Origin of the sequence: Thalassotalea castellviae (assembly GCF_031846185.1) — a bacterium.
GTDB lineage: Bacteria > Pseudomonadota > Gammaproteobacteria > Enterobacterales > Alteromonadaceae > Thalassotalea_H > Thalassotalea_H castellviae.
This window is the reverse complement of sequence record NZ_JAVRIF010000010.1, coordinates 21630-37954: the sequence shown is the minus strand read 5'-3', so window position 1 is coordinate 37954 and position 16325 is coordinate 21630. Positions and strand designations below refer to the sequence as shown.

General features: G+C 38.0%; 13 protein-coding genes. 3 read left to right on the top strand and 10 right to left on the bottom strand.

The annotated features are described in order from the left end of the window. Positions 1 to 96: 96 nt before the first annotated feature. From RM573_RS15155 to RM573_RS15145, 3 genes are all read left to right on the top strand, one after another. On the top strand, positions 97 to 4065 hold the full coding sequence (locus tag RM573_RS15155; RefSeq protein ID WP_311583913.1) for a rhombosortase-dependent M36 family metallopeptidase: 3969 nt from the start codon (positions 97 to 99) through the stop codon (positions 4063 to 4065). A gap of 64 nt (positions 4066 to 4129) precedes the next feature. Then, a complete protein-coding gene (locus RM573_RS15150; protein WP_311583912.1) occupies positions 4130 to 4684 on the top strand; it encodes a hypothetical protein in 555 nt (184 codons plus the stop codon). A 300-nt stretch (positions 4685 to 4984) separates the two neighbouring features. After that, positions 4985 to 5317 carry a DUF3718 domain-containing protein gene (locus RM573_RS15145; protein WP_311583911.1) on the top strand — a complete coding sequence of 111 codons (333 nt, stop codon included), beginning with the start codon at positions 4985 to 4987 and terminating at the stop codon, positions 5315 to 5317. A gap of 139 nt (positions 5318 to 5456) precedes the next feature. On the opposite strand, the gene RM573_RS15140 is transcribed toward RM573_RS15145, so the two are convergent. The 10 genes from RM573_RS15140 to RM573_RS15095 form a co-directional block, all read right to left on the bottom strand. Beyond that, positions 5457 to 6257 carry a DUF1338 domain-containing protein gene (locus RM573_RS15140; protein ID WP_311583906.1) on the bottom strand — a complete coding sequence of 267 codons (801 nt, stop codon included), beginning with the start codon at positions 6255 to 6257 and terminating at the stop codon, positions 5457 to 5459. 190 nt (positions 6258 to 6447) lie between these two features. Further along, positions 6448 to 7920: a succinylglutamate-semialdehyde dehydrogenase gene (gene astD, locus RM573_RS15135; protein ID WP_311583905.1), complete on the bottom strand. Its 1473-nt coding sequence runs from the start codon at positions 7918 to 7920 to the stop codon at positions 6448 to 6450. 72 nt (positions 7921 to 7992) lie between these two features. Further along, a complete protein-coding gene (gene astA, locus RM573_RS15130) occupies positions 7993 to 9009 on the bottom strand; it encodes an arginine N-succinyltransferase (protein ID WP_311583900.1) in 1017 nt (338 codons plus the stop codon). A gap of 77 nt (positions 9010 to 9086) precedes the next feature. Continuing rightward, entirely contained in the window at positions 9087 to 10304 is a 1218-nt protein-coding gene (locus RM573_RS15125; protein ID WP_311583899.1) for an aspartate aminotransferase family protein, read from the bottom strand. Positions 10305 to 10681: 377 nt separating this feature from the next. Next, positions 10682 to 11827: an HDOD domain-containing protein gene (locus RM573_RS15120; protein WP_311583898.1), complete on the bottom strand. Its 1146-nt coding sequence runs from the start codon at positions 11825 to 11827 to the stop codon at positions 10682 to 10684. A gap of 69 nt (positions 11828 to 11896) precedes the next feature. Then, complete coding sequence (locus tag RM573_RS15115; protein WP_311583896.1) at positions 11897 to 12496, bottom strand: anthranilate synthase component II; 600 nt, start codon at positions 12494 to 12496, stop codon at positions 11897 to 11899. 129 nt (positions 12497 to 12625) lie between these two features. Further along, a complete protein-coding gene (locus tag RM573_RS15110; protein WP_311583894.1) occupies positions 12626 to 13609 on the bottom strand; it encodes a 5-oxoprolinase subunit C family protein in 984 nt (327 codons plus the stop codon). Further along, positions 13609 to 14340 (bottom strand): 5-oxoprolinase subunit PxpB, encoded by a 732-nt coding sequence (pxpB, locus tag RM573_RS15105; RefSeq protein ID WP_311583893.1) that lies wholly within the window; start codon positions 14338 to 14340, stop codon positions 13609 to 13611. The genes RM573_RS15110 and pxpB overlap by 1 nt, the downstream gene beginning before the upstream one ends. Then, entirely contained in the window at positions 14327 to 15061 is a 735-nt protein-coding gene (locus RM573_RS15100; RefSeq protein WP_311583890.1) for a 5-oxoprolinase subunit PxpA, read from the bottom strand. The genes pxpB and RM573_RS15100 overlap by 14 nt, the downstream gene beginning before the upstream one ends. A gap of 37 nt (positions 15062 to 15098) precedes the next feature. Further along, the gene (locus RM573_RS15095; protein ID WP_311583888.1) at positions 15099 to 16286 is read right to left on the bottom strand and encodes a YcbX family protein; all 1188 of its coding nucleotides are present in this window, start codon (positions 16284 to 16286) and stop codon (positions 15099 to 15101) included. Positions 16287 to 16325: the final 39 nt, after the last annotated feature.

Here is a 16325-nt window from a genome sequence, read left to right as displayed (position 1 = left end):
AAATGTGTATATTTAAGTAATGCTCAAAATATATTGAGCAATATTTCGTCTAATAATAAATTTAATTCAAATCTAAAAATGATAATAGGGACTTATATGAATTTTAATAAATCGGTAGTTGCTACTTTTGTTAGTGCAGCTATTAGTTCTGTAGCACTGAATGCAATTGCTGCTGATACTCTCAATGCACCAACTTATAAATCTTTTGATAATGTATTGACTCAAAAACAAGCTAAGCATTCAAATGTTGCTACGATCAGTGGCATGCAAAACCAATATGACGCGCAATTAGGTAAAACAACTTTTCAATGGGCAAATGTAAACCAAACTAAACCTGATTTAGGCGCCATTGCTGCAGAACAACAATTAGCAGTGGCAGCAGACTTTTATCTTAATAAATTAGCAGGCCAATCATCAGTAAAAAATGCAGTAGTGCAAACGGTTCTTGCTAATCAACATGACATTGGTCGTGGGGCTAAAATTGCGAAGTACAAGCAAGAAGTAGCAGGTATTGAAGTCTTTAATCGTGAATTCAATATCATGATGGATCCGCAATTTAATTTAGTTGCTTCTTCAGGGTACTTAGCAAATAGTTCAAGTCAGCGTATTTCTTCAATTATTAAAGACTTACCAAGTGCATTTGGTGATTCATCTAATGCAGTCAGTGCCGCTTTTGCTGAAATGGGTGGCGATACAAAATCTGTCGAGCTAGTGAAGCAAGGTTCTGAAGGGCGTTATGATAAATTTTCTGCTGCTAATTTATCAAACGGAAAGCAACTAATTGGTTCACCTAGAGCAAAAAAAGTATTTTTTGAACACAAAGGTAGTTTAATTCCTGCACATTATGTAGAACTGAAAACTGGCAATATAGATACTGTTGACGCCGACTATTTTAGTTATATTGTTTCTGCAAAAACTGGCGAAATATTATTTAAGAAAAACTTAACCAGTCATGCAGAGAAATTTAATTATCGTGTTTATGCAGATGATTCAGGTAGACCTTGGGATAGCCCTCACGGCAATAACATTCCACAAGCTGAAGGCGCTGAATACAATGCTTATTTAAGTGCAGAGTACTTAATGGCACCAATGGTAAGTTTAAGCACTGGTCCTATTAGTACAGGTGATGCTTGGTTAGCCGATGATGCAACAACAACACAAGGTAATAACGTTTCAGCTTATGTTGATGCAATAGCACCTGATGGTTTAACCAATGGTGACTATACCGCTGAAACCACAAGTGATTTTACTTTCGATTACAGCTACGATGAAGAGCAAGCTGAATATTCGTTAGATAATAGAAAAGCAGCGATTGTAAATTTATTCTATTTAAACAACTACTTGCATAATGATTATTATGATCATGGTTTCGATGAAGCTTCTGGTAATGCGCAAAATGATAACTATGGTCGTGGCGGTGAAGAAGGTGATGCGTTAAGAGCTGAAGTTCAAGATAACTCAGGTTTTGATAATGCCAATATGAGTACGCCTGCTGATGGTAGCTCACCACGCATGCAAATGTATTTATGGGAAACTACGCAAGCAGTTAATGGCGTTGATTTTGGCATTACTGTTTCTTCACATCCTGAGTTAATGTTAGATGTACTGCAATTTTCAAGCTTTGGCCCTGATGTCTTTGAAGTTTCTGGCGACCTTGTTCGTATTGAAGATGGAACAGATCCAATAAGAGATGGTTGTGAAGAAACCGTAAATGGTGCTGATGTTGCGGGTAAAATTGCAATTATCGACCGCGGTGCATGTAATTTCACGGTTAAAGTTAAACATGCGCAAGACGCAGGTGCTATTGCCGTATTAATTGCTAACAACAATGATGATGGCACGCCGGCACCTATGGGTGGCGCTGACGATACAGTGACCATTCCAAGTATGGGCATTAACTTTAGTGAAGGTGCTGCTTTTTATGAGTTACTTGATGCTAATGAAACTGTTTCTCTGACAATGTTTAAAAATGACCTAACACGTACATTTAAAGCAAGTACTTGGGATAACGGTATTGTTGCACACGAATGGGGCCACTATATTAGTAACCGTTTAGTAGGTAACAGTTCAGGTTTAAGTAATTTCCAAGGCCGTGCGATGGGTGAAGGGTGGGGTGATTTCCACGCGTTACTATTATTATCTGAAGAAAAAGATACAGCGGTATTAGGCAATGAGAATTACGATGGCGCATATTCATCGACTTCTTATGTTGCACCATTTACTTCAGGTATTCGCCGTGCTCCTTATTCGACAAACATGGAAATCAATCCATTGTCATTTAGACACATTGAATCTGGCATGGGTGCTGATGTTGGTTTACCAGGCACAAATGTAGCGTCTCCACATGCTGCAGGTGAAGTATGGGCTGCGACTCTTTGGGATGCTTTTGTTGCTTTAGCTAATGCGGAAAGTCATACTTTTGTTGAAGCTAAAAATATCATGAAGGATTACTTGGTCGCAGGGTACAAGATGACGCCAATGGCGCCGACTTATACTGAAGCGCGTGATGCAATCTTGGCTGCAGCCTATGCAAATGACGTAGAAGATTACAAATTAATTCTAGCAGCATTTGCCAAACGTGGTATGGGTGTTGGAGCTATTTCTCCAGATCGTTCATCAACTGATAATAGCGGTGTCGTTGAGTCATTTGAAACCGATTTAGCTGTATTCAACGTTACTTCTCATACACTAGACCTTGACTATGAAGGTATGATGACAGGTTACTGTTCATTAGATGGTATTTTAGATAAAGGTGAAACTGGCACTGCTTCATTTACCGTGCGTAATACAGGTAGTAAAGCCCTAACAGGTGTTACAGGTGTTATCGAAGTTGTGAGCGGTCATGATGTGACGTTTGCTAATGACGGCGTAGTTACCTTTGGCGATGTTGCAATGTTTGAATCATCAACAAGTGCACCAATTGAGTTTACTTTAAATGATGCTGGTACTGGCGATGATTTAGAATTGAAAGTGACTTTCCCTGATCTTGAAGATGGAGCTCAAGCCAATGATTACGGTTTGGGAATGATTGTAAACATCGATTTTGAAGAAAATGAATTCACTAATTCAACTCAAGTTAACTCATTAAATACATTAGCCACATTACATGACTTCACGGAAGTAGTAATGGTTGGTGGTGACTTAGCGAAAGGAACCTTTGGTGTAGACTGGTGGGATGCAGGAAAAACTGATGGCATGATTGCCTCATCTGCACATACATTTGAATCTGATGTTGCTTATCAAACACGTACTATTAATGTTGGCTTTGACGGTGAATTTACCATTCAATGGTGGCATCTATACAACCTAGAAGCTGATTGGGACGGTGCTGCTGTTGAAGTTAGTGTAAACGGTGGTGACTGGGTAGATGTTACTGAGATGGGCGGTGAATTTTTAGGTGATGGTTATACCAATACCTTATTAGATTACACAACTTCAGCATTAGCTGATCGTGATGTTTTCTCAGGTATTAACTATGGTTGGGAAACACTTAGCTTTGGTGAAACATTAAATGGTAACCAAGTGCAGTTTAGATTCCGTCAATCAACAGATGGTGCTTTTGTTCCTGAAAGCTTTTCTGGTTTTGCTGCGGGTTGGTATATCGATGATATGACCTTCACAAATACACAAAATAGTATTTTCTCTTCTGTGGTTGCAGGTGATACTTATGCTTGTGATAACCGTGCTCCTAATTTAGTCAGTATCAGCGATACTATTGCGGTAAATGAAGGCGGTGCAGTTAACTTATCTGTTGAAGGTAGCGATCCTAATGGTGATGCATTAACTTATAGCTGGACACAAACCGGTGGTATCGAAGTAACTATGACAGGTGCTGATATGGCGGATATGTCATTTACGGCTCCTGAAGTTACAGGTGACCAATCATTAGAGTTTACTGCGACTATTAATGATGGAACTGACAGTGTTAGTGAAACGGTAACTGTAAATGTTAAAGACACTACAGTTGTTGATCCTGGTCCTGTAACGGGTAACACAGGTGGTGGTTCAACTGGTTGGTTAAGCTTATTGTTACTTCCATTAGCAATGTTACGTCGTCGTAAATAAATAATTGCTAATCTTTATCAAGGCTGGTTAATTTAACCAGCCTTTTTATTTTTTGGAGAAAAGTATGAATATAAAATTAACGGCTTTATTAGCTGCTTCACTTTACCTGCTAGTTGCGTGTAATAATCAAGCTGAGGATAGTAAGGAAACTAGTAAAGAATCAATAAAAGAAGCACAGACGCTTAGTACACCAGAAGAAAAATCGAGTGGTGAAAACGTAGCCAGAGATAAAGTGAGTTTGAAGAGTAAAAACCTTAGCATTGATAAAAAGCTAGTCGATAAAAACCAAAAAAAATCTTTATTGATCAATGGTGAAAAATTAATAGTGCATAGCGCCGTGCTCGCAAAAGGCACAAAAGTTTATAGTCCATCAATTCAGCAGGTAGGAATAGTCAAAGGAAACATAGTAGTTGTCACATCAACATTTGATATCAACCAATTAACGGCAGCATACAAAATAAGTTCAATCACTGAAATCGCAGAAAATACCTTTCAGTTAACACCGGATGATTCTGAAGATTTGTATCGTTTTTATCAATCATTGCAAAACGCCCCTGAAATAGAGCAAGTAGAACTTTCAATAGATTACAGTAGGTACCCTCCTAGAGCGGAAAGTTAAACAAGGCTTATCCGCAATATAACGATGAAAAAATTTGATAAAAGTGTTTCCTGCGATGTGCGAGTGTAAATAATTATGTTGTTAAGTTACTTGTATAGTTAATGAAAAATTTAGTTATAAATACAATTAATTAACGGAAATTATTACCTGTCGTGACGTAAAGGTGCCGTCAAATATTGACATTTTTTATTACATTCATCGCGTTCTTAAATACAACTTTCCCAAGAATTACCGCCACTATTAATAATAGAAACAGAAGATATTAATAGCGTTTTCAGGTTTAATTTTAGGAGAGTAATTATGAATATTAAAAAAATGGTTTTAGCTACGATGATAACCGCAGGTTTATCGATGACAACTCATGCGACTGATTTATCTGCAGGCGATAATTCGATTGCGACAGAACTTTGTATGGTCGCCGCATCTGGTAATAGGGCGGCAATGGTTAATCAGATAAAAGCGTCAGGTAAGTCTATGCAATTTATCGCTCAGCATATCAATTGTAATGGTGAAAATATTTTAGCGTTTGTTGAACAACATGGTAAAAATGCACAAAATATGCTGAAAGTTTTAGACAGAGCCTCTCATGATGTTTCGATTACGGATTTAGCTAAAAACACCATAAAAGAATAGTGAGTTATGCTCACTGTGAAAGATTAGCGAGTGAGAGACATGCTTTACTTGGTAAATACTTAAGTTTGACAATAGCCCGTTAACCGTAAATATTGTTTTTACCGTTAACGGGAAGTCTATCTATCTTTGAGCAGTCAAATTAAGCAGCAGCATTGGTGCTTTCAAAGATTTTATCAGCAGAAGCCGCAACAAACCCTGTATATAGCTCGCCATTTTGTGCAGGATATCGCTTGGCAAATTCATAAAAGCATGAAGGTATAGCAACTGTTTCATCTGAAAACTCAACGACGGCTTTATCAGCAATTGTTGAAGATTGCTCTAGCTTAACTTCACTATTCCCCTTTATTTCACCGCCAGTACTGTTTAAGGTGAAACCTGCTGCTTTTAACGTAATGTTGATATCTTCAAGGTGTTCATAATTGGCTAAATGATTAATGCTAACCGTAAAGTGGTTGGCACGATAACCCCAAGCAGCAAGCCATGCAGCATATTCACTTTCGGCAAGCAAAGTTTGATAGTCAACAAAACTTAATGGCCATTGCTTACCTGAATATAAGAAACTCGGATCTGCTATCACCGACTCATCAAGAGAATCGACTAAGTTATGGATAATTTTTTGAACGCTTGGAGAAAATTCTTCTACTAATAATTCGCTGATAAATACTTTAGGTAATGTTTTATCGCTATGTTCAAAATGCTTTGCGTAAAGTTTTTTCGCTTCGAAATGGTATTCACCACATTCTTTATAACCTAATGCGATTAAATGCTGAGATAGCTTTGCAATGCCAACTTTTTCAATATTAAAGGTACGATAAGCAACATGATCATTGATCAAGTCGCTACCAGTGCCAAGTATTTGATGGATTTTTTCAGCGGATGGCGTCACTTCAAGATAGTTTTGCCAAATATTATTAAAAAGTTCGATTACTTGAGTTTTCATTGATTGTTCCTACGACGAAATAATAAAAAATTTTGAATATAATTTTTACCAAGCAATGATGAGTGTGAGCTATTTACTGAATGAGAAACAACGAGGACTAACCATTGCAGGCAATGGTTATATTTGATCTATATTTTTAAAGAAGCTGGGTTTAACGCCAGCTACTTCTAGTGTTTGCACGCTATACATATTATTTGATGGTTAAACCGGGTGATAACGTGGCAGGCATAACCATTTTGTCAGCTTCAACGGAAGCTACAGGGTATGCACAATAATCTGCAGCGTAATAAGCGCTAGCTCTATGGTTACCGCTATCGCCAATACCACCAAACGGTGCTGCACTGCTAGCACCTGTAATTGGTTTGTTCCAGTTAACAATACCAGCTCTGATGCGTTTAAAGAAATGCTGATAATCAGCTTCATTATCGGCTAATAAGCCAGCCGATAAACCAAATGAAGTATTGTTACCTTCATCGATGGCTCGGTCAAAATCACTGTAACGATACACTTTTAATAAGGGGCCAAAGTGCTCTTCATCAGGCATATCAGTAATATTGGTGACATCGATAATACCTGGAGAAACAAAACCTGTGCCTGCTTCTTTATGTTCAAGTGACAATAGTGCTTTACCACCAAGTTCTACTAACTGATTTTGAGCATGAACTAAACCTAATGCTGCTTTTTCTGAAATCATCGAACCAATAAATGGTTGTTCTTCATCGTCATAGTAACCAATTTTAATGGCCTGAGTTGAAGCAACAAGTTTCGCTAAGATCGCGTCGCCTTGAGCACCTTTTTCGATGAATAAACGACGTGCGCAAGTGCAACGTTGACCGGTGGTAATAAACGCCGATTGAATAATGTCGTGCACAACCGTATCAATATCAGCAACACCTTTTACTATTAATGGATTGTTGCCGCCCATTTCTAGCGCAAGAATTTTACCTGGCTGGCCACCAAATTGTTCGTGCAAAAATTTACCTGTGGTTGAACTACCAGTAAAAAATAGGCCGTCAATTTGTTGATGATTGGCAAGTGCTTTACCTGTAGTTACTTCACCTTGCACCATATTAATAACACCAGCGGGTAAACCTGCTTTTTGCCACAGCTTTAACGTTTCTTCTGCAACTAAAGGCGTTAATTCGCTTGGCTTAAATACAATCGTATTACCTGCAATTAACGCAGGCACGATATGGCCATTAGGTAAGTGACCCGGAAAATTGTAAGGACCAAAAACAGCCACTACACCATGCGGTTTATGACGAATAAAAGCTTTTGCGCCTGGCATAGGGTTTTCAACTGTCCCAGTTCTTTCATTATATGCTTTAATTGAAATGGCAATCTTACCTACCATCGCACCCACTTCAGTGCGGGTTTCCCATAAAGGTTTACCGGTTTCTAACGCAATGGTTTTAGCTAAACTTTCCTTGTTTTCAGCTAATAACTCAGCAAATTTTTCAGTTAATGCAATTCTGTTTTCAACGGTAGTTTGTGACCAGGTTTCGAATGCGCTACGAGCGCTTTTTATGGCGGCATCAACTTGTTCCGCCGTCGCGCTTTTTCCTTGCCAAATAACCTCATTTTTTGCTGGGTTTACTGATGAAACATCATCGCCTTGGCCATTGAGCCATTCGTTATTAATAAATTGTATTGGGTGCGTCATATTCTTTTCCTCATCACTCTCAAATATTTGTATAAATCTATGTTTATATTGATAAATAAAAGAGTTAATTATTTAATTTTGTATTAAGCGTATCCAATCACCTTCGGTGACATTAAGCGCATTTGCTGTTGCTAAGCTTATTACTGCTTGGTTTGCTGTTTCTCTCAATAATAAAGGTGCTTGAACTGCCCTAAAATTAGCAACATTCGTGTTACAAATAATGTAATTATCATCAGAGGTAACTTCGCCAATAAGTACCTGACATTTATGACTTTCATTTACTGACTTGATAGAATTTACTTGTGCTTCAACCGTTGGGCCACCGTCAAATATATCTACGTAGCCACGACGACAAAAACCTTCCGCCTCTAATAACCGTAATGCAGGCACTGTTTTTTCATGCACTTTATTGATCACTTGTTGCGCGTCTTTACTAAGTAAGTTGACGTAAATAGGGTGTTTAGGCATGAGCTCTGCGATAAACACTTTTTTTCCTATGCCGGTTAAGTAATCTGCCGTTGGAAAATCCATGGAGAAAAAATGTTCTTCAAGCCAATTCCAAAAAGGTGAACGACCGTTATCGTCCGATACACCACGCATTTCTGCAATCACCGTTTGTGAAAAACGCTCTAAATGTTCAGCAATAAATAAAAATCGCATTCGAGATAAGAATCGACCATTATTATTCTTACGATGGCTCTGAGATAAATATAAAGTGCAAATTTCAGAGGCACCGGTATAGTCATTACATAACGATAGCGTTTCGACGGTGTTGTAGATATTTAACTCGCGCGAGCTATGCACAACTTTACCTAAGTGATAATGGTAAAATGCATCATCTAACCCTACCGCAGCTTCAATACCACTAGTGCCGACAACTTCTCCGGTTTCAGTATCTTCCATGACGAACAAATACCCTTCGTTTCCGGGGGCTTTTACGTCTTTATTGAAAGATTCTTCAGCACGATTTATGCGTTGTGTTAATAATTCTTCATTGACCGGTAGTGATGTAAAACCGTGTCCTGATTCTATTGCAATACGGTGTAAAGCATCGTAATCGCTAAGCTGAATAGGGCGTATAATAACCATAAATAAATCTCAATGATGATAAATGACGCTCAAGCATTATGTGTCTTGAGCGTTACAGGAATACTACTTATTGAAAACTAAGCGTTAACAATGTTTGCAACGGCTTTCTCAAATCGAGCTAAACCTTCAGTGATGTCTTCATTTGGGATCACTAGAGATGGAGCAAAGCGAACAATGCTTGCACCAGCAACTAATGTCATTAATCCTTCAGACATAGCGGCATTTAAAAAGTCTTTCGCTCGACCTTGATATTTTTCATTTAATACCGCGCCAACTAATAAACCTTTACCACGAATTTCGCTAAAAATATTGTGCTTCTCGTTAATTGCATTTAAGCCATCCACGTAAAGTTTTGCTTTTGCTTTTACGCCATTTAAGACTTGTGGATCGTTAACGGTATTAAATGCCGCTTCTGAAACCGCACATGCTAATGGGTTACCACCGTATGTGCTGCCATGAGTACCAATTTTTAAGTGTTTAGCTATTTCAGTCGTTGTGATCATTGCACCGATAGGGAAACCGCCGCCTAACGCTTTAGCAGTGGTTAAAATATCCGGAGTTACACCTAATCCCATATAGGCATATAAATCGCCGGTACGGCCAACACCTGTTTGTACTTCATCAAATACCAATAAGGCATTGTGTTCATTACATAGTTCACGTACACCTTTTACAAACTCATCAGTAGGAGAAACAATACCACCTTCGCCTTGTAGTGGTTCCATGACTACAGCACAAGTTTTATCTGAAATAAGCGCTTTAACACTTTCTAAATTATTGTATTCTGCATGATATACATCACCAGGTTTAGGACCAAAACCATCTGAATAAGCCGCTTGACCACCAACAGTAACGGTAAAGAATGTACGACCGTGAAAACCTTGTTTAAAAGCGATGATTTGGGTTTTATCTGCTCCATGAACATCAAGTGCCCAGCGACGAGCAAGCTTTAAAGCGGCTTCGTTCGATTCAGCGCCTGAGTTAGCAAAATACACTTTATCGGCAAAAGTGTTATCTGTAATGTTTTTTGCTAAACGTAGTGCTGGTTCGTTGGTCATTACGTTTGATAAATGCCAAATTTTGTCCGCTTGTTCTTTTAAGGCACCAACTAAAGCCGGATGACAATGGCCTAAACAGTTAACTGCAATACCACCAGCAAAATCAATATATTCACGACCTTCCTGATCCCAAACACGTGAACCTAATCCGCGTACAGGAATCACTGCCGACGGTGAATAGTTTGGTACCATTACTTCATCAAATAGTTCACGGTTTACAGTATTTTGGTTGCTCATTGTTTACTCCTAATATTGAGAATGTTATCTCGGGTAATTTCAAACGGGATTTTCTATAGTTGTTGGCCGTTTATCTGTATTTTTAATGGTAATGTTGACTTCATGGTGAACCATGAAGAAAGCAATATCATTATAGTTGATTAATTGCAGCGCATTATGACAGATAAAATTAGACTTGTCTTGCTTGGATTCGCTTAAAGCCCTTGTAAAATAAGGGGTTGGAGGGTTTTATTCAATTATAGTGCATAACTATAATTTATCAGGAATTGCGATTAATTTAATCAATCACGTAGGAAAACAGCTTGCTTGAACAATAAAAGCAATATTTATTAAATTCATAAATACTCAAAAAAAAATTGTAAATATCGGCTTAATATTTACTTAAAGCTGAGTTTAATGTGATCAATATCCGCTTTCTTTAGCAAAGTAACTTCTTTGGATGTGACATTAGCAGCATTAAGTAGGATCTTAGACTCTTCGTTTTCTATTAACCCTTCTTTCGCTAAACTTCTAAACGCAACATAGGCTTTAGCTTTAACGACGACTTGTGCAACGGGCGACATTTTGTCAAAGTCTGCGGTATAAGCTATATCAAATAAAGGTTCGGTAATAGCTAAACGATCGAAACGCATGAGTTCGACTAAATCTGCGGCGATTTTGCTGTTCCGACTAATTAATTGTTCCAGTAGTAACTCAGGTGATACTTCAAAATCAACTAACACATCATGTAAACGTTTATCACGAGCATCATAGGCTGCTTTAAGTTCTTGTTTATATAACTCGTTATAGGTTTGTAAAAAGCAACGGGTAACCGCTAATAAACCTATGTTACTTAACATACCAGCAGAAAATGCCGTAAAGGGGTCAATATCATATTCCTCAGCCAATTTTTGCGAAGCTAATGCGACAGATAAAGCATCATTCCATAACTTTCTTTTCATTAAAGCAAAAGGCGCGGTACTGGTTGGAAGCCAATGTTTTAACATAAAAGTTGGCATCACCAGTTTTAAATTCTCAAGGCCCACATAAGTTAAAGCCAAATTCGGGTCGCTTACTTGTACATCGGCACGTTTGCGATATTGTGGCTTGTTGACTAAAGCTATTAACTCATCGGCTAACCAAGGAAGTGACTTTACTAAAGGAGAAATACGTTTTATCGAAGCCGCTCTAACCGATAATATCTCCATAATGTCAGGAGCTGCATCTTCGATATGAAGAATATTGGCGTAGAGATTTTCTTTATTATCAAATTCATTATTTACTTTAGCGGTTACTTGCCCATAAAATTTCGCCATCATTTGCGTTTTAAAATGAGACTTTCCATGTTCTTCAATAATACGAGCTTCGTTTGCCTGTTCTTCAACATCCAATAATTTGCGACGACGATTCTCCTGTTCACTGTTTTGTTTTGCGATAAGGGAAGTCGGGTTACCTTTATGCTCAGCAAACTCTTTGCCTAATGTTAAGCTAATTGCTCGGTGGTAAATTGGTGAAACATTATCGTTATCGTCAAATATATGCATTGGTTCTTAAAGGTGGTTAATTAAATTTATAGTCATAGAAAGTATCGGCAAAATTAAATTTTTCATTAATTATCTTGATATTACATCAGAACAACGTTGAATAAAATTTTTCAATAGCTGACTACCTTGCTCGGTTAATACGGACTCGGGATGAAACTGAACACTCGCAATGGCAAGTGTTTGGTGCTCTATCGCCATAATTTCGTCCATTTCTTTATTTTTAGTTTCAGTCCAAGCAGTAATGGTTAACTCATTTGGAAAATCTTGATGATCGACTATTAAAGAATGATAACGTGTTACGGTTAAAGGGTTATCTAACCCTGTAAATAAACCTCGCCCATTATGAACGATTTGGCTGATTTTACCATGCATAACTTTTCGAGCTTTTTTTATCTTAGCGCCAAAATGTTGAGCAATACACTGATGACCTAAACACACCCCTAAAATAGGAATGACACCGGCAAATTTTTGAATGATTTGCAATGAAATGCCAGCCTGATCTGGGTCCCCAGGACCTGGAGATATGACGATTAATTTAGGCGATAATTTTTCAATTTCTTCAAGGGTAATTTTATCATTACGGTGAACTTCAACCTGTTGTCCGAGCGCTCGAAAATAATGCACTAAATTAAATGTGAACGAATCATAATTGTCGATCATTAATAACACAAATGAACCTATCGAAGAATGCTGTGGAAAACGCGGCTATTCTAATCGTTGATTATCAACAATTCACGTTTTATTTTATTTTACGATGAATACTGTAATTTATTCATATGAGTGAATTTTAAATTCACGTTATTTTGGCACTTGAAATTTTAAGCTAAAAGCAAGTAATTGAGCTTGTGCTTGCGCTAAAGTGGCAGGAATAAATTTGATTTGTTCACCCGGTCGTTTTTGACTTAATCGAAATAAATCGGTTTGTATCACTGTGCCTAAGGTTGGATAGCCACCAATGGTTTGTCGTTCTTTCATTAAGACTATTGGTTGGCCATCAGGTGGTAATTGTATTGTGCCAAAATTGGTAGGTTTAGACAGCGTGTTTTTAGCCTTATCTAACGTAAGCGCATCACCAGTTAAACGATAACCCATACGATTACTTTGGGGGGTAATGAAATAATCTTGTGCAAGAAATTGTTGTTTAACACTCATCTTTAAATGTTGCCAAAGTTGACTTGGTAAAAAACGCAAAATAAGTTGTTCTGAACGATGAAAATTATGATTAAGGTGATTTTTTTGTGTGAATTTTTCTGCCAAGGGAGTTTCATCAGCCCGAAATGATAGTTCGCTACCGGCTGTTAATTTTGCTTCAGTAAAGCCCAAGGCATTCTCATTTACAGTTTGCGAAGCACTATTAAGCCAATTTTTGGCTAAAAAGCCTCCTTTAACGGCGAGGTAGCTATAAACTTGTGTTTTCGGAGAGCCTAAATGTAATTCATCACCTTGCGATAAAGTAAACACCTGATTATTGTTAATAGCGAGCTGCTCGCCATGTTTTAGTCTTACCTGCGCTTGACAATCTGCTCCGGTAATCACTAATTGACAACTTGCATTGGCCACTAGTGACAACTGGCCTAATGTCACTTCAATAGCGGCAGGAGTGTTATTTTTATTTGTCGATGTTTGCTCAATGCCTGCATTACCAATAAGCTGATTCGCTAATAAATAACTATATTCATCTGCTGCACCACTGCCACTAAAGCCAAGGTGTTGGGCTGTATTTCTCCCTAAATCTTGAAAGGTGGCGTAGCCTGTTAATCGACTGATAGTTAAAGATGGCATCAATGCTTCTTCTCTATAAAAGGAGGTTGTCCTGCTAACTCAAGGTAGGTTGTTTTATCAATTTCAATAAACTTAATTTGCTGGCCAACGTTAATTAAAGGAGTAAAAGTCTCTTGGTTTTGTTGATAAAGTTCGACAGGTGTTTGACCAATAATATGCCAGCCTCCGGGACTTGAATTAGGATAAACGGCTGTTTGTTGTTCGGCAATTGCTACGGCACCTTTCGGGACTGTTAATCTAGGTGTTGCTTTTCTGGGTAAAACGAGTTGTTTATTTAATGTGCCTAAATAGCAAAAACCTGGCGTGAACCCCAGCGCGTATGAACGGTATATTTGCTGACTGTGCAATTTAATTACTTCATTTGTGGAAAGCTGGCACTGTTTCGCGACGTTGGATAAATCCCAACCAGCTTCTTCACCATAATAAACCGGTATTTCGATAGTCACTGACGCTTCTTGCCGCGCTATGTCGGTATTTAATACGAGCTCGATACAATCATAAATGCGCTTTTTTAGTTGATGAAAACTGATTTTATTAAAGCAGTAATAAAGCATGATTGAGTTGTAGCTAACAATCGATTCCGTAATGAAAGGGGTGCTAGCGCTGTTTAATTCGCCATTTATTTGCGCTAACGTTTTTAAGATCTGCTTATGTTGAATTGGACAAATTTTTTCCGGCCAAGTGATCAACACACTATTTTCACTACTCGGATCAATATTAACCTTGTTCATTGAGCAACTTTCTTAGGGCACGAATCAATGCAAGTGCCGCATCATTGTCACCATGAACGCATAAACTATCGACATGTAAAGTAAGTTTATTGCCGTCAATACTGGTTAATTGTTGATGTTTGATCAATTGTGATATTTGAGCAATTACTTTGTCTGATTGATGCAATACTGCGCCAGTTTGTGAGCGAGGCACTAATAAGCCATTGCTTTGGTATGCTCTATCGGCAAACGCTTCGAATAACATTGTTATGCCATATTGATTGGCAATTGTTTGATATTGTCCCGTATCGGGTAAAGCTTGGATCATTAAGGGGAGTTTTACTTCTAATTGTGAGAGGGTTTTGCAGACGGTTTCAAAAATAGATAACTCTTTCATCATATCATTATATAAAGCACCATGTGGTTTTACATAACTTAATTGACTTTGCTGCAGGTTACATATCTCACTTAGGGTATTGATTTGCTCTAATAAACTTGTTTGTAATTCGGATGCTTCAATGACCATAGACAAACGACCAAAGTTAGCTTTATCAGGGTAGCTCGGGTGAGCGCCAATCATTACATGATTTTTTTTGGCCAGTTTTACCGTATTGATCATACTTTGTTGATCTCCAGCATGGCCACCGCAGGCTATATTAGCTTGGTCAATCATGGGCATGATTAACGCGTCATTATTTTCGGTCTCGGTTAATTCACCTAAATCACAATTTAACTTTAACATGAAGAGGTCACTTTTATTTTCTGCTTACGTTGTTGAATTAGCTTGAGCTAACAACTAGATCAGATTGCGGAATACTGCTACAAGCTAGCACATAACCTTGCGCTTTTTCGTCATCGGTTAAGCCATCATCAGCGAGTTGTTTTACATTGCCTGAGTCTAATTTTATTTTGCAACGACCACACATGCCACCTCGACAGGAATACGGTAGTATTAAGCCTGCGGCTTCACCTTGATCTAAAATAGGCTCAAGGGTATTGCCTTTATGCTTTTTATTCCATGAATCAAAATTTATATTTACTTTTTTAGGGATAATACTTTCTGAAATAGCCGCTTCATTCACTGTTGTATTCTCTTCTTTTATGACTTTTTTACTTCCTTTCTGCTCAGAAACAAAATGAAGCGGTGATTGGTAACTTACTATTGTAACGGTATCGCCTTGCTTTATATGGCCTTTATTCAAAGGAATGATATTTTGCCCAAACATCACATCACCTTTTTCAACTTGACGATAGGATTTTAGGGTTGATAATGGCTCTTGATTTGGATGCTTTTCAGCCTTGTCTGGGTCTATCGTCGTAAAAACACATCGACTACATGGTTTAACTATCTCAAATTCAACGTCACCAATACGAATGCGTTGCCAGCCATCTTCGGCAAAAGCTTGCGTGTCGTTAACAACAATATTAGGTCTAAATTGTGCCATGGTGACACTAGCATGTTCATCATATCGCGCGGTTAACCGGCTATTTAAATCAAGTAAGGAGGCTTGTGAAATCAAAAGTAGTGGGTAACCGTCCGCAAAGCCTACTTGATTGTCACTATTTTTAACTTTACGTGATGATTTATCGGCGAAAAAATGCAATTGGCAGGGTAAGTTCAAATATTGGCTAAACCATTTGTCATAGCTTTGATGACAATATAAAGCATTGATATCATCTTTCCATACCGTAATAGAGTGATATTGCTCACTAAAGTTTTTAAAAATAATTTCCAGCTGCGGCATATTAGGGGCCGTTAATATCAAGCCCTCAGGAGTTAAATAACATTGGATTAAACATAGGGTAGGTTGAGTACGTGCCGTAATAAATTGTCCGTTAAGATCAGTGATCACAAAACGTCGATCAAAACTAAGGCCAAAGTCATCAACCCAACTTTTTGATAACGCAATTCCTGCAGCAGATTTTATCGGATAAATATGAAGTGATTGTACAATAGGAGAAGTCACAAATTTCCTTACCGTAAAGCGTTGAATGAACAAACTAGC

Coding starts and splice junctions, on each gene's coding strand:
- RM573_RS15155 (WP_311583913.1), top strand. CDS start 97: ATGAATTTTAATAAATCGGTAGTTGCTACTTTTGTTAGTGCAGCTATT.
- RM573_RS15150 (WP_311583912.1), top strand. CDS start 4,130: ATGAATATAAAATTAACGGCTTTATTAGCTGCTTCACTTTACCTGCTA.
- RM573_RS15145 (WP_311583911.1), top strand. CDS start 4,985: ATGAATATTAAAAAAATGGTTTTAGCTACGATGATAACCGCAGGTTTA.
- RM573_RS15140 (WP_311583906.1), bottom strand. CDS start 6,257: ATGAAAACTCAAGTAATCGAACTTTTTAATAATATTTGGCAAAACTAT.
- astD (WP_311583905.1), bottom strand. CDS start 7,920: ATGACGCACCCAATACAATTTATTAATAACGAATGGCTCAATGGCCAA.
- astA (WP_311583900.1), bottom strand. CDS start 9,009: ATGGTTATTATACGCCCTATTCAGCTTAGCGATTACGATGCTTTACAC.
- RM573_RS15125 (WP_311583899.1), bottom strand. CDS start 10,304: ATGAGCAACCAAAATACTGTAAACCGTGAACTATTTGATGAAGTAATG.
- RM573_RS15120 (WP_311583898.1), bottom strand. CDS start 11,827: ATGCATATATTTGACGATAACGATAATGTTTCACCAATTTACCACCGA.
- RM573_RS15110 (WP_311583894.1), bottom strand. CDS start 13,609: ATGCCATCTTTAACTATCAGTCGATTAACAGGCTACGCCACCTTTCAA.
- pxpB (WP_311583893.1), bottom strand. CDS start 14,340: ATGAACAAGGTTAATATTGATCCGAGTAGTGAAAATAGTGTGTTGATC.
- RM573_RS15100 (WP_311583890.1), bottom strand. CDS start 15,061: ATGTTAAAGTTAAATTGTGATTTAGGTGAATTAACCGAGACCGAAAAT.